Raw genomic sequence first — 13,661 nt, 5'->3', positions numbered from 1 at the left:
GGTGCGGCTCCCAGCCGGTCACAGGCCCGGGTCCCCGAGGAGGCGGTGGCCCCGGTCGTGGGGGTCGGTGCTGCTGTGGAACACGCGGATGGCCGCTCGCAGTTCGTCGGTCGAGAGGGAGCCCGAGCCGTCGGTGTCGAGATCGGCGAACGACCCGTCGATGTCCTCGTCGCTCAGCGCGAACGAGGACTGGAACAGACGCGCGAACTCGGACCTGTCGAGTGCGCCGTCCCCGTCGGTGTCGGCGGTGGCCACGAAGACCTTCGCGGACGGCGTGACGATCCGCGCGTAGTCGTCCGGCCGGTCCGCCAGGCTGACGAACCCGGCCAGGAACTCCTCGCGCGACACGACGCCGTCCCCGTCCGCGTCCATGGGGACGAACAGTCTCCGCCAGTACTCCAGGAGCGACCGCCGCAGCGCGTCGGCGGGGGCGGTTCCCGGTGCCAGCCCGAACACCCGGGTGGTGCGGTCCGCCCAGCGGTGGACGTCGGTCTCGCCGACCCACCCGTCGCGTTCGTTGCGGAACACGGTGCAGTAGTGCGCGGCCTTGCGGTGGATGAGGGACTGCTCCGGCATGCGAGGACCTCGACCCATCGTGCGGGGCGGACCCGTCCGTACCCGTCGCTCCGTCGCGCGAGCGGGGCGTCCGCCGGCTCAGCGTGGCAGCGTCGCGCTCGCCGCGGACCGGCGGCGAAGTCCTGTCACCCGTTCGTGTGGGTGCGCCTTCGCGGACCGCGCCTCACACCGCGGTCCCGCTCCCGTACGGGGCGAAGAGGTCGAGGAGGCGGGTGCGGGTGGCCTGGAGGCGGTGGGCCAGGACCCGGCCGACCCAGTGCTCCACGGCCTGCCCGAAGGCCGGGTCCTCGGCGCACAGCCGCCGGACGGCGACCGCGTCGAACACGTGGGCGCGTACCGGCGTCACGGCCTCCGCGCCCTGGTGCCACACGTACGGCTCGAACAGCCAGGACCAGCCGACCAGGTCGCCGAAGCCGAGGGTCTCGACGACCGGCGGGCGGCGGCCGGGCACCCGGACGTCGACGGCGACGCTGCCGCTGCGCACGACCCAGAACCGGTCGGCGCGGGCGCCCTCCTCGAACAGGCGGGTGCCCTGCGGGATGTTGACCTCGTGGGCGAGTTCCATCAGTCGGCCGCGGTGGGCGGCGGGCAGGCCGCGCGGCAGGGTGGGGGCGAGGGTCGTGTGCATCGCGGCCTCCAAGGGGTGCGCCGGGGTGCTTCCAGCCTCCCGCCGCGCGCCGCCCGCCGTACAGGGCCGTCCGGCCCCGGCGGGCGCGCCGACCGGTCCTCAGGCGGCGGTGAGCCGGATGCCGGTGATCAGGTCGGGGCGGATACGGATCGCGTAGTCCGCCGCCTGCTCCACCCACGGGTGCAGCAGCGCCCGGTAGCGCTCCAGCTCGCGCCGGTCCGTCACCCGGTGGGCGTAACCCGTGACGACGACGCTCCACCCGAGGTGGGTGTCCGGGTCGATGGCGTCGGCCTCGTACGCCACCACGACGCCCTCCTCCCCGCCCGCCGCCGCGCGGGAGGTGAGGGCGCCTCCCTCGTGGGTGCGGATGACGATGTCGCCGCCGTCGAGGACGTGGTTCACGGGGCGGACGGTGGGCAGCGCGTGCCGGGTGAAGACGACCCGGCCCAGCGAGACGCTGCCCAGCAGCCGCAGGGCCTCCGCGCCGTCGAGCGCGACGCTCCGGCGCGGGCCGGGAGAGGCGGAGGAAGCGGTGCGGGGCACCGGGGGGCGGGGGGCGTCGAGAGGCATGGCGCTTCCCAGAGGTCGGGGGCTGGGGCGGGACCGGTGTCCCGGTCCGCCGTCCGTGGTCAGGCCATGGGAACGCTCCGGCGGGCCGCCTGCCAGGGCCGAACGGCCCCGATCCCGCGCCGGTCGGCGGCCGGGGCCGTTCGGCCCTGGCCGTCCTTCCCGGAACGGAGAAGGATCGGTACCGGACCCCGTACGGCGAGGTGGCGGAGTCCGTACGGAGAGGGAGTCACCGATGACCGAGGGCGAGCGGCCCGGCGCGCGGGAGGCGTGGGCGGGTGCGGCCGACGGGCGGGCCGGTGACGGCGGCCCGGTCCGGGTCTTCCTGCTGGACGACCACGAGGTGGTCCGGCGCGGGGTGCGCGACCTGCTGGACGACGAGCCGGACATCACCGTGGTCGGCGAGGCGGGCACCGTACGGGAGGCGCTCGCCCGGGTGCCCGCCGCGCGCCCCCACGTCGCCGTGCTCGACGTACGGCTGCCCGACGGCGACGGCGTGAGCGTCTGCCGGGAGCTGCGGTCGCGGCTGCCGGACCTGGCGTGTCTCATGCTGACCTCGTTCGACGACGAGGAGGCGCTGCTCGATTCGATCATGGCGGGCGCCTCCGGCTACGTCCTCAAGCAGATCCAGGGCTCCGACCTCGTCTCCGCCGTCCGCACGGTCGCCGCGGGCCGCTCCCTGCTCGACCCGAGCGCCGCCGCCCGCCTGATGGCGCGGCTGCGCGGCGAGGACCCCGCGCGGCCGACAGGCGCGGCACCGGGGCCGCCGTCCTCCGCCGGGGCCCGCGCCGGGGCGCCGTCCGGGGCGGACGGGCTGCCCGCGCTCACCGAGCGCGAGCGGGAGATCCTCGCCCTCGTCGGCGAGGGCCTGACCAACCGGCAGATCGGGCAGCGGCTCTACCTCGCCGAGAAGACCGTGAAGAACCACATCTCCCGGCTGCTCGCCAAGCTGGGCGTGGAACGCCGCGTCCAGGCCGCCGTGCTCGCCACCCGCGCACGGGACCGGCAGGGGCAGGGGCCCGGCGTCGGCTGAGCCGAGCCCCCCTGCGCCGGGGCGACGGAGACGGTGGCCCCGTGCCCCGGCCGGTCCCGTCGGACGCGGCGCCGCCACGCCGGGACCGGTGTCCCTGCCCGCCGCCCCCGCTCGGGCGGACTCCCCGGTCGGCGGCCCGGCGAACCGCTACCGTGACAAGCGACGAGGACCCGGGCGGCGGTGGGCCGTCGGCGTACCGCGACGGGACGGACCTGGAGGACCGGTGGGAAGACCGGACGAGCCGCGTGTGCGCCTGCCGCAGCTGCGGCTCGACGAGCTGCTGGCGGAAGTGCAGGCCCGGCTCGACGCGGCCCGCGGCACCCGCGACCGGGTGCACAGCCTGCTGGAGGCGGTCCTCTCGGTCGGCCGGGAACTCGACCTCGAACAGGTCCTCAACGGCATCCTGGAGGCCGCCGCCACCCTGGTCGACGCCCGCTACGCGGCCCTCGGCGTCATCGGCGCCGACGGCGCCCGGCTGTCGGCGTTCCACACGGTCGGTGTCGGCGAGGCGGAGATCGCCCGCATCGGCGCCTACCCGCAGGGCCACGGCATCCTCGGCGAGCTGATCCGCCACCCCGCCCCGCTGCGGCTGCCGGAACTCTCCGAGCACCCGGCGTCGTACGGCTTCCCGCCCCACCACCCGCCGATGCACACGTTCCTCGGCGTCCCGATCCGGGTCCGCGACCAGGTCTTCGGCAACCTCTACCTGACCGAGAAGCGGGGCGGCGCCGACTTCGACGAGGAGGACGAGTCGGTCCTCGCCACCCTCGCCGTCGCGGCCGGTGTCGCCATCGACAACGCCCGGCTGTACGAGGAGTCCCGGCTGCGGGAACGCTGGCTGCGGGCCACCGCCGAGATCACCCACGGGCTGCTGTCCGGCGGGCGGCGCGACGAGGCGCTCGCGCTGATCGCGGAGCGGGCCCGGGAGATCACCGGCGCCGCGCTCGCCCTGGTCGCCACACCGGCCGAGGACTCCGACACGCTCACGGTCGAACACGCCGTCGGGGAGGGCGCGGCGAAGCACCGGGGGCTGGTGCTGCCGCCCGGCTCCGGTCTGCCCGCGCGCGCCCTCGCCGCGGGCGCGCCCGTCGTCACCGCCGACCTGACCCGGGAGGCGGGGGCGCCCGGCGCGGACCAGGACCTCACCGGGCTCGGGCCCGCCGTCGCCGTCCCGTTCGGGACCGGCGAGGGCGGGCGGGGCGTCCTGCTGCTGGTGCGGCGGGCCGGGCGGCCGGTGTTCCCGGTGAAGGAGACCGAGCCGCTCCAGGGGTTCGCCGCGCAGGCCGCCGTCGCGCTGGAACTGGCGGAACGGCGCCGCGACGCCGAGCAGCTGGCCATGCTCCAGGACCGTGACCGCATCGCCCGCGACCTGCACGACCTCGCCATCCAGCGGCTGTTCGCCACCGGCATGACCCTCCAGAGCGCGGGCCGGTTCATCGACCACCCGCAGGCCGCGGACCGGGTCGCCCGCGCGGTGGACGACCTCGACGAGACCATCAAGATCATCCGGTCGACCATCTTCGGACTCCGCACCCGCGACGGCGGCGGCGGGTCGGGGCTGCGGGCGCGCGCGGTGCGGGTGGCGGGGGAGGCGGCCCCCCTGCTCGGGCACCCGCCCGGCCTGCGCATGGAGGGCCTGCTCGACACCGAGGTGCCCGCCCCGATCGCCGACGACGTGGTCGCCGTCCTCTCCGAGGCCCTCGCCAACGTCGCCCGGCACGCCCACGCGCACCGCGCCGACGTCGTCCTGGAGACCGACGGCCGTCAGGTGCGGCTGACGGTCACCGACGACGGCGTGGGCCTTCCGGCCGGGGGCCGCCGCAGCGGCCTGCGCAATCTGGCCGAACGCGCCGAACAGCGCGGCGGCGCGCTGGAGTCCGAGGTCCCGGACGGCGGCGGGACCCGCCTGGTGTGGCACGTCCCGCTGCCCGGCCGGGACTGAACTTCAGGCGGTCCGGGGCCCCGCGGCACGCATGGCCCCGTGGTCGGCCCGGCGGGGCTCAGCGGCACAGCGCGTACAGGTCGTCCCGGAACGTGGCGAACTCCCGGCCCGCCTCCGCGACGATCTCCGCCGCCGGACGCCGGGGCGTGCCGGCGTGCCGCTCGGCCAGCGCGGTGAGCGCGGCGTGCGGGCGGGTGTCGAGGCCCGGATACTCGACGACCTCCTTGGGGCCCGCCCCCTCCGCGAGCACCCACAGGAAGTCCGACAGGTTCCCGGCGACCGCCCCGCACTCCCCCTCCGAGCCGAGGAACACCACCGGCTGCGCGGCGAGCGGCAGCCCCGGCCGCACGCACCACAGCGCGGCCAGCCCGCCCGTGCCGTCCTGCCCGAACACGCGGTACGCGCCGCCGTCCAGGGTGTCGTTCCCCGTCCACGAGCGGATCCAGTCGGTGGTCTCCTCCGGCGCGTCGAACGCCTCGTACGGCTCGAAGTCGATCCCGTCCTCGTAGGACAGGGCGACCTCGGCCAGGTCGGCGAGGGCGGGCGGGAAGCGCCGGTCGTCGGTGATCGTCTCCGTCATGGCCGCACAGTAGCGCCGGGCACCGACAGCGCCCCCGGTGGCCCCCTTCCGGCCCGGCCCCGGCTCAGTAGGCTCCGGGCATGCGTATCTCCGTCTCCTCCGACATGGACGAACCCGTCGCCCGCGCCCTCGTCACCGAACTGCGCGAGCGCGGCCACGACGTCACCGCGTACGGCGCCCTCGCCCCCGGCGCCGACCCGCGCTGGGCGGTCTGCTCCGAGGCGGCGGCCCGCGACGTCGCCGACGGGACCGCCGAGCAGGCCGTGGTCTGCTGCTGGACCGGGACCGGCGCCGCCCTCGCCGCGAACAAGGTCCCCGGCGTCCGCGCCGCCCTGTGCACCGACGCCTACACCGCCGACGGCGCCCGCCGCTGGAACGACGCCAACGTCCTCGCCCTCGGCCTGCGCCTCACCTCCGGACCGCTGCTGCGCGAGATCCTCGACGCCTGGTTCGCCGCCGGACCCAGCGAGGACGCCGAGGACCGGGAGAACATCGCCCACGTGGACCGGATCGGCCGCACGGACGCCTGACCGGACCGGACCGGCCTCACGGACCGCTGCACCCGCCGGAGACGCGGGGCGGACCGGTCGGGCGGGGCGGTCCGCGTGGACGAGCGGGATCGTACGTTCGGGACGGTGGCGCGGGATCGGCCGTACGGGTGTCCCGCAACCCCGTCCGGGCGGGTTCCGCGCGTCCGGACGGGGCCGGTCGGCCCTGGCGGGTACCGGGTCGCCGGGAGAGGGTGGAGACACGGACCGGCACGCACCCCCGCCCACCCCGGCACGCACCCCCGCCGCCACCGAACCGGAAGGGACCGCAGATGTCCGTCGACCCCCAGCAGGTGTCCACCCCCCTCACCGACGACGAGCTGAGGACGTTGGACGCCCACTGGCGCGCCGCGAACTACCTGTCCGTCGGCCAGATCTACCTCATGGCCAACCCCCTTCTCACCGAGCCGCTGCGCCCCGAGCACGTCAAGCCGCGCCTGCTCGGCCACTGGGGCACCTCGCCCGGCCTCAACCTCGTCTACACCCACCTCAACCGCGTCGTCCGCGAACGCGACCTCGACGCCCTCTGCGTGTGGGGCCCCGGCCACGGCGGTCCCGCGGTCGTCGCCAACTCCTGGCTGGAGGGCTCGTACACCGAGACCTACCCCGACGTCACCCGCGACGCGGACGGCATGGCCCGCCTCTTCAAGCAGTTCTCGTTCCCCGGCGGCATCCCCAGCCACGTCGCGCCCGAGACCCCCGGCTCCATCCACGAGGGCGGCGAACTCGGCTACGCCCTCTCCCACGCCTACGGCGCCGCCTACGACAACCCCGGCCTGACCGTCGCCTGCGTCATCGGCGACGGCGAGGCCGAGACCGGACCGCTCGCCGCGTCCTGGCACTCCAACAAGTTCCTCGACCCCGTCCACGACGGCGCCGTCCTGCCGATCCTGCACCTCAACGGCTACAAGATCGCCAACCCCACGGTGCTGGCCCGCGTCCCCGAACCGGAACTGGACGACCTGCTGCGCGGCTACGGCCACGACCCGATCCACGTCACCGGCAGCGACCCGGCCGCCGTCCACCGCGCCATGGCCGAGGCGATGGACACCGCCCTGGACCGCATCGCCGCGTTCCAGCGCGCCGCCCGCGAGGACGGCGCCCGCGAGCGCCCCCGCTGGCCGGTGATCGTGCTGCGCACCCCCAAGGGCTGGACCGGTCCCGCCCACGTCGACGGACTGTCCGTGGAAGGCACCTGGCGCGCCCACCAGGTGCCGCTGTCCGGCGTCCGCGACAACCCCGAGCACCTGCGCCAACTGGAGGCGTGGCTGCGCTCCTACCGGCCCGAGGAACTCTTCGACGCGACCGGCGCCCCCCGCCACGACGTGCTCACCTGGGTCCCCGACGGCACCCGCCGCCTCGGCGCCACCCCGCACGCCAACGGCGGTCTCCTGCTGCGCAGTCTGCCCCTGCCCGACCTCGACACCTACGCCGTCGCCGTCGACAAGCCCGGCACCACCCTCCACGAACCCACCCACGTGCTGGGCGAGTTGCTGGAGGACGTGATGCACGCGACCGCCGACCGGCGCGACTTCCGCCTGGTGGGCCCCGACGAGACCGCCTCCAACCGGCTCCAGACCGTCTACGGCGCCACCGGCAAGGCCTGGCAGGCCCAGACCCTCCAGGTCGACGAACACCTCGACCGGCACGGCCGGGTGATGGAGATCCTCTCCGAACACACCTGCCAGGGCTGGCTGGAGGGCTACCTCCTCACCGGCCGCCACGGACTGTTCTCCTGCTACGAGGCGTTCGTCCACATCGTCGACTCGATGGTCAACCAGCACATCAAGTGGCTGCGCACCACCCGGCGGCTGCCCTGGCGCGCCCCCGTCGCCTCTCTCAACTACCTGCTCACGTCGCACGTCTGGCGCCAGGACCACAACGGCTTCTCCCACCAGGACCCCGGCTTCGTCGACCACATCCTCAACAAGAGCCCCGAGGCGGTCCGCGTCTACTTCCCGCCGGACACCAACACCCTGCTGTCGGTCGCCGACCACGTCCTGCGCAGCCGCGACTACGTCAACGTCGTCGTGGCCGGGAAGCAGCCCTGCTTCGACTGGCTGACCATCGACCAGGCCCGCGCCCACTGCGCCCGCGGCGCCGGGATCTGGGACTGGGCGGGCACCGAGACCGGCGACCGCGAACCGGACGTCGTCCTCGCCTGCGCGGGCGACGTCCCCACCCAGGAGGTCCTGGCCGCCGCCCAGCTGATCCGCCGTCACCTGCCCGAGCTGGCCGTCCGGGTCGTCAACGTCGTCGACATCGCCCGCCTGCTGCCCAGCGAGGAACACCCGCACGGCATGGGCGACTTCGAGTACGACGGCCTGTTCACCGCCGACCGGCCCGTCATCTTCGCCTACCACGGCTACCCGTGGCTCATCCACCGCCTCGCCTACCGCCGCACCGGTCACCGGAACCTGCACGTCCGCGGCTACAAGGAGATCGGCACCACGACCACCCCGTTCGACATGGTCGTCCGCAACGACCTCGACCGCTACCGCCTCGTCATGGACGTCATCGACCGCGTGCCCGGCCTCGCGGTGCGCGCGGCGGCCGTACGGCAGCGGATGGAGGACGCGCGGCTGCGCCACCACGACTGGATCCGCGTCCACGGCACCGACCTGCCCGAGGTGGCCGACTGGACCTGGCAGGGCTGACCGCACCGCCGCGGGACCCGGGAAACGGGGCGGGACCGGGAAATCGGGGCTGGGGCGGGGCGCACGGGTGGTGCGGACGGCGCAGGGGCCGGGGCAGGAGCCGGGCCGCCGTGCGCCCTGTCACGTCGTGCGCCGCCTGCCTACAGTGGACGGCCCGCCCCGCGGCGCGGACCCGGTGGGCGAGCCCCGCGCGGGCCGCCGGGCCGGGCGCGCGACAGGCACCACCCCCGTGACGCCGTACGGCCGTGAGCCCCAGGGTGCCCGCGGGCCGCGCGCGTCGAGAGCCCCAGGAGGCCGCTGTGTCCCGACCGTGCATCGCCCTGATCGCCGATCCGACGTCCCCCGAGGGCTGCCGGGAGTATCTCGCCGAGGCCGTGGACCTGCTCACCGGCGCCCCGCCGGTCCGGATCGACGCCCGCCACTTCGCGTCCGGCGGCACCGGCCTCGCGGTCGGCGACGGCGGACGCTTACGCCTGACGGTGCCCGGGGAGCGGATCGACGTCGTCCCCGACATCGTCGTCCTGTACGAGATCCCGCCGCACCGCAGGCGTGCCCTGGCCGCGTTCCAGGACGTCCTCGAACTCCACGACGTGGTCACCCTCGGCACCGGCCCCGACGCCTGGCGCACCGCCACCGAGAAGAACCTCACCGTGGAGCGGTTCCGCCGCGACGGCGTCGCCCAGATGGAGACGGCCGTCCTGTCCGGACCCACGGCCCGCGAGGCCGCCGACACCCTCGCCCGGCTCGGCGGCGACACCTGGGCCCGGCCGGTCGTCGGCACCGGGGGCAGCGACACCTTCCACGTCACCACCCCGGACCAGGTGGAGGCGGCCCGCGTCTACTACGCGGCGCACGGCAGCGACTGGATGCTCTCCCGCGACGCGGGCAACTTCACCGCCGACGGCCGCCGCCACCAGTTCCGGGTCTTCGTCCTCGGCGACCGGGTCGTGCACGCCCGCGAGCACCTGCAGCCCGCCCCGGACACCCCCTGCAACACCTGCCAGGGCGCCACCCCGGTCCCCATCGCCCCGGCCGACCTCGACCCCCGGCTCGCCGCGCTCGCCGTCGCCGCGACCGCCTCGGTGGGCCTGCCCTTCGCCGGGGTGGACCTGGCCGTGGAGCACGGCGGCGTCGTCTTCGAGGTGAACGTGCAGCCCGCGTTCGTGCCGGGGGAGGTGGAGACCGTCGCCGTGCCGTACGTGCGGGCGCACCTCGACGCGTACGCCCGGACCCGCGCCGCGGACGACGGACGACGGCGCGAAGACCCGCGCGTGGAGCGGGACTTCACCGCCCTCGCCTGACCCGGGCCGTCACAGCCGCAGCGTGAACCAGGTGGTCTTGCCCTCGTCCGTCGGCCGCACCCCCCAGCTGTCGGACAGGGCCCGCACCAGCAGCAGACCGCGCCCGGACTCCTCCTCCTCGGCCGCCGGGCGCGGCTGCGGCACCCGCGGGCTGCGGTCGCCGACCTCCACGGTGAGGTCGGTGGCCGTGCGGTGCAGATGGACGTCGACCGGGCCCTCGGCGTGCACCACGGCGTTGGTGAGCGTCTCCGACAGCAGCAGCAGGGCGTCGTCGGCGCGGTCCGCGCACTGCCACGCGGCCAGCGTCTCGCTCAGGAAGGTCCGCCCCGCGCGCACCGAGGCGGGTACGGCGTCCAGGACCGTGGTGACCGCCGCCAGCGGGGGCGCAGGGAGCTGCGCCAGCAGCAGGGTCACGTCGTCGTTGTGGCTCTCCGGGTCGGGCAGCAGCCCCGCCAGGACCTGGTCGGCCGCCGCCTCCAGACCTGTCGATCCCGAGAACAACTTCTCCAGCAGCTCGGTGAGTTCACCGATCCGCAGCTCGATGTCACTGCCCGGCGTCTCGATCAGCCCGTCCGTGTAGAGCACCAGCGTGGCCCCCGGCGCTATCTCCGCGCTGGACTGCTCGTACAGCACGTCGCCCACCCCGAGCGGCGCGTTCACCGGGCAGTCCAGCGGCCGGACGCCCTCGCCCGCCCCGGCGATCAGGACCGGGAGATGGCCCGCCGAGCAGATGGTGACCGTGCCCGTGTCCGGGGCGATCACCAGATAGCAGCAGGTGACCAGCTGGTCGGGGACGTCGAGGTCGGCGACGCAGGTGTCGAGCGCCCGCATCAGCTGACGGGGCTGCATCCCGGTCTTCGCCAGCGCGTGCGCCGCCGACCGCAGCTGCCCCATCACGGCCGCCGCCTCCAGCCCGCGGCCCATCACATCGCCTATCAGCACCCCCACCCGGTCGGCGCCCAGCGGCACCAGGTCGAACCAGTCGCCGCCCACCCCGGCGCCCTGGGTGGCGGGCCGGTAGCGGCTCGCCGTGGCCAGCGAGGGCAGGTCGGGCGGGGTGCCCATCAGGCTGCGCTGGAGGGTGAGCGCGATGTGCCGCTGCTGCTCGTAGAGCGCGGTCAGTTCGGCCTCGGCCCGCTTGCGGTCGCTGATGTCCCGCACGATCGCGCACGCCCCGACGACCGTGCCCTGGGTGTCGCGGGTCGGCCACAGCGTCACGTCCACGTCGAGCAGCCCGCCCGAGCGGGTCACCCGCAGCGTCTCGAAGTGCTCGACCTTGCGGCCCCGCCGCAGCCGTTTCAGCAGCCCCTTCACCTCGCCGCGCAGTTCCGGCGGGGCGAGCATCGACACGTGCCGTCCGATGGCCTCCTCGGCGGTCCAGCCGTACAGCCGCTGGGCGGCCGCGTTCCAGTAGGTGACGTAGCCGTCGAGGGTGTGGGCGAGGATCGCGTCCTGCGAGGACTCCACGAGCGCGGCCAGCTCGTTGATACGGGCCTCGGCGGCCTTGCGCTCGGAGACGTCGCGGACGGCCGCCGACACCAGCAGGCCGTCCGTGGTCTCCAGCGGGCTGAGGCTGATCTCGACCGGGAACTCGGTGCCGTCCTTGCGCAGCCCGCGCAGTTCGAGACCGGCGCCCATCGGCCGGACCTGACGGTTGGCCGCGTAGCCGCCGCGGTGGTCCGTGTGCTGGTCGCGGAAGCGGTGCGGCATCAGCAACTCCACCGGGCGGCCGAGGAGTTCCTCGCGGCCGTAGCCGAACAGCGCCTCCGTCTGGGCGTTCACCAGCCGGATGGTGCCCCGGTCGTCCACGATGACCATCGCGTCCGGGGCCGCCTCCAGCAGCCCCCGGAACCGCTCCTCCGCCCCGCCCGGGGTGCTCCCGGACGCGGCGGGCGGAGCGACGTGGCTGCCGCGGCGGGGTCGTACCGCCGGTTCCACCTGCACCAGATCGGCCATGTTCCACCTCGGCTCGCGCGACGAATAGGGGCCATCACAGCGCCTTCACACCGGCCGCGTGCCGGAAAGTCGCATACTGACCGCTATCGCCAGAACCTGCCCGCGCTCCGGGCCGGGGCGGGGCCCGGCCGAGAGGGACGGTCCGCGCCGGGCCGAGGTGGTCCGGGCCGGGGCGCGGCAAGGGTCGGCCCAGGCAGGTCCTGCGGAGCCCTACGCCTGAAGCGGAGACGTACGCCTAGAGCCGTGCCGCGTGGTCGGGCACGAAGTTCTGGAGGTCGCGCGGCGAGCGCTGGTACCCGGTCGACGGAGGACGCGGGGGCAGCTCCAGGACGGGCGGCGGCACCTCGCGGTAGGGCACCGTGGCCAGCAGGTGGGCGATGGTGTTCAGCCGGGCCCGGCGCTTGTCGTCGCTCTCCACCACGTACCAGGGCGCCTCGGCGATGTCGGTGTGGACCAGCATCTCGTCCTTGGCGCGGGAGTAGTCCTCCCAGTGGGTGATCGACTCCAGGTCCATCGGGGACAGCTTCCAGCGCCGCAGCGGGTCCTCCAGCCGCCGCCGGAACCGCTCCTGCTGCTCGGTGTCGCTCACCGAGAACCAGTACTTGCGCAGCAGGATGCCGTCCTCGACCAGCATCCGCTCGAAGATCGGGCACTGCCGCAGGAAGAGCTGGTACTCCTCCGGCGTGCAGAACCCCATCACCCGCTCCACCCCGGCCCGGTTGTACCAGGACCGGTCCAGCAGCACGATCTCCCCGGCGGCCGGCAGATGCTCGACGTACCGCTGGAAGTACCACTGGGTGCGCTCGCGCTCGGTCGGCTTCGGCAGGGCCACAATGCGCGCGACGCGCGGGTTCAGGTGCTCGGAGACCCGCTTGATGGTGCCGCCCTTGCCCGCCGCGTCCCGGCCCTCGAACAGAACGACCAGCCGCACGCCCTCCGCCCGCACCCACTCCTGGAGCTTGACCAACTCGGTCTGGAGCCTGAGCAGTTCGGTCTCGTACACCTTGCGCGGGACCCGCGCAGCCTTCTTGTCGGCCATGCCGCCTCATCCCCTCGCCGGGTACCGGATCATGGTGACCCACCGTACGGGACCGGGTGACGCGGGCGGCGGACCCGCGCGGCGACGGGGCCCCGGGTGCGGGGCGCGGTCGGACGGTCACGCCCCGCCATCGAAGCTCCGGGGCGCCTCCCCGTCGGCGCCCCGGCGTCGCGGACGTCCCTCAGTGGGACCCCAGCCCACCCCCGCCGAACGAGCCGCTGCTCCCCGGCGCCCAGCGTTTGCGGGAGGTGTCGGAGCTGGTGCGGGTCTTGGCGTTGCTGATCTCGTACGGGGTGAGGGCGCGGCCGTCCTTCGGGATCAGGGGCACCTCGTCGGGCTCCCGGTTCTCCCGGATCTCGCGCACCGGACCGTCGGGCGGCAGGTGCGGCTGCTCCTCGGGGCGCGGCCGGGGCGGCTCGCGCAGCTTGATACGCGCTCCCAGCCAGAAGCTGCCGGCCAGCATCGCCACGACGGCGATGCCCACCACGAACAGCGCGAGGCTGAGCAGGCCGCTCGCGGCGGCCAGCTGCACGGTTGCGTTAGTCATATCGGCTGAATACCCCCTATAGCGGACGTGAACCACCTGGTGACGGGGCGGCTGGAGGCGGCCCGGCGGGCTGGGGAGGCCGGGCGGGGGCGTGGGTGCGCCCCGGTGCCTGTCCCTGTCCCGGTCTCGGCCTCGGCTCCGGGGTGCCTCTGGACCGAGCGCCGCGCCCCGGCGTCCGGGGTGTACGGCGACCCGGCCGCCGCCATTCCCTATTTCTGGAACACGTTCTACCGTGTGCGCCGTCAGATGACCGTCAGGAGTACCGCCCTGGGCAGCCGGGAGGCGCC

Annotated in this window: 12 protein-coding genes; 5 read left to right on the top strand and 7 right to left on the bottom strand. The window is 74.9% G+C overall.

All coding sequences use genetic code 11. The features are described 5' to 3' along the window. Window positions 1-18 precede the first annotated feature (18 nt). The 3 genes from ACIQPQ_RS10095 to ACIQPQ_RS10085 all read right to left on the bottom strand — a co-directional run bounded on the left by ACIQPQ_RS10095 (window position 19) and on the right by ACIQPQ_RS10085 (window position 1,774). Window positions 19-576: an EF-hand domain-containing protein gene (locus tag ACIQPQ_RS10095; protein WP_401302206.1), complete on the bottom strand. Its 558-nt coding sequence runs from the start codon at window positions 574-576 to the stop codon at window positions 19-21. 163 nt (window positions 577-739) lie between these two features. Then, window positions 740-1,204 (bottom strand): Crp/Fnr family transcriptional regulator, encoded by a 465-nt coding sequence (locus ACIQPQ_RS10090; RefSeq protein ID WP_383777525.1) that lies wholly within the window; start codon window positions 1,202-1,204, stop codon window positions 740-742. A 99-nt stretch (window positions 1,205-1,303) separates the two neighbouring features. After that, window positions 1,304-1,774 (bottom strand): pyridoxamine 5'-phosphate oxidase family protein, encoded by a 471-nt coding sequence (locus tag ACIQPQ_RS10085; protein ID WP_401302203.1) that lies wholly within the window; start codon window positions 1,772-1,774, stop codon window positions 1,304-1,306. A 232-nt stretch (window positions 1,775-2,006) separates the two neighbouring features. On the opposite strand from ACIQPQ_RS10085, the gene ACIQPQ_RS10080 reads away from it, so the two are divergent. Beyond that, on the top strand, window positions 2,007-2,804 hold the full coding sequence (locus ACIQPQ_RS10080) for a response regulator (RefSeq protein ID WP_401302200.1): 798 nt from the start codon (window positions 2,007-2,009) through the stop codon (window positions 2,802-2,804). A gap of 223 nt (window positions 2,805-3,027) precedes the next feature. Then, window positions 3,028-4,746: a GAF domain-containing protein gene (locus ACIQPQ_RS10075; RefSeq protein WP_401302198.1), complete on the top strand. Its 1,719-nt coding sequence runs from the start codon at window positions 3,028-3,030 to the stop codon at window positions 4,744-4,746. Window positions 4,747-4,804: 58 nt separating this feature from the next. On the opposite strand, the gene ACIQPQ_RS10070 is transcribed toward ACIQPQ_RS10075, so the two are convergent. Beyond that, window positions 4,805-5,326 carry an SMI1/KNR4 family protein gene (locus tag ACIQPQ_RS10070; protein WP_401302196.1) on the bottom strand — a complete coding sequence of 174 codons (522 nt, stop codon included), beginning with the start codon at window positions 5,324-5,326 and terminating at the stop codon, window positions 4,805-4,807. A gap of 80 nt (window positions 5,327-5,406) precedes the next feature. On the opposite strand from ACIQPQ_RS10070, the gene ACIQPQ_RS10065 reads away from it, so the two are divergent. The 3 genes from ACIQPQ_RS10065 (at window position 5,407) to ACIQPQ_RS10055 (ending at window position 9,832) form a co-directional block, all read left to right on the top strand. Then, window positions 5,407-5,856 carry an RpiB/LacA/LacB family sugar-phosphate isomerase gene (locus ACIQPQ_RS10065; protein ID WP_401302193.1) on the top strand — a complete coding sequence of 150 codons (450 nt, stop codon included), beginning with the start codon at window positions 5,407-5,409 and terminating at the stop codon, window positions 5,854-5,856. Between the two features lie 290 nt (window positions 5,857-6,146). Continuing rightward, window positions 6,147-8,531, top strand: coding sequence for a phosphoketolase (locus tag ACIQPQ_RS10060; protein WP_401302191.1), 2,385 nt, complete (start codon window positions 6,147-6,149; stop codon window positions 8,529-8,531). Between the two features lie 299 nt (window positions 8,532-8,830). Continuing rightward, on the top strand, window positions 8,831-9,832 hold the full coding sequence (locus ACIQPQ_RS10055; RefSeq protein WP_401302188.1) for a RimK family alpha-L-glutamate ligase: 1,002 nt from the start codon (window positions 8,831-8,833) through the stop codon (window positions 9,830-9,832). Window positions 9,833-9,841: 9 nt separating this feature from the next. On the opposite strand, the gene ACIQPQ_RS10050 is transcribed toward ACIQPQ_RS10055, so the two are convergent. From ACIQPQ_RS10050 to ACIQPQ_RS10040, 3 genes are all read right to left on the bottom strand, one after another. Continuing rightward, on the bottom strand, window positions 9,842-11,788 hold the full coding sequence (locus ACIQPQ_RS10050; protein WP_401302185.1) for a PAS domain S-box protein: 1,947 nt from the start codon (window positions 11,786-11,788) through the stop codon (window positions 9,842-9,844). A 235-nt stretch (window positions 11,789-12,023) separates the two neighbouring features. Beyond that, window positions 12,024-12,827 carry a polyphosphate kinase 2 gene (gene ppk2 / locus ACIQPQ_RS10045; protein WP_383777539.1) on the bottom strand — a complete coding sequence of 268 codons (804 nt, stop codon included), beginning with the start codon at window positions 12,825-12,827 and terminating at the stop codon, window positions 12,024-12,026. A 181-nt stretch (window positions 12,828-13,008) separates the two neighbouring features. Next, window positions 13,009-13,374: a DUF6479 family protein gene (locus ACIQPQ_RS10040; RefSeq protein WP_383777541.1), complete on the bottom strand. Its 366-nt coding sequence runs from the start codon at window positions 13,372-13,374 to the stop codon at window positions 13,009-13,011. Between the last annotated feature and the right edge of the window lie 287 nt (window positions 13,375-13,661).

Source organism: Streptomyces sp. NPDC091281 (genome assembly GCF_044757425.1).
Taxonomy (GTDB): Bacteria; Actinomycetota; Actinomycetes; order Streptomycetales; family Streptomycetaceae; genus Streptomyces.
This window is presented reverse-complemented; position numbering and strand designations above follow the sequence as displayed.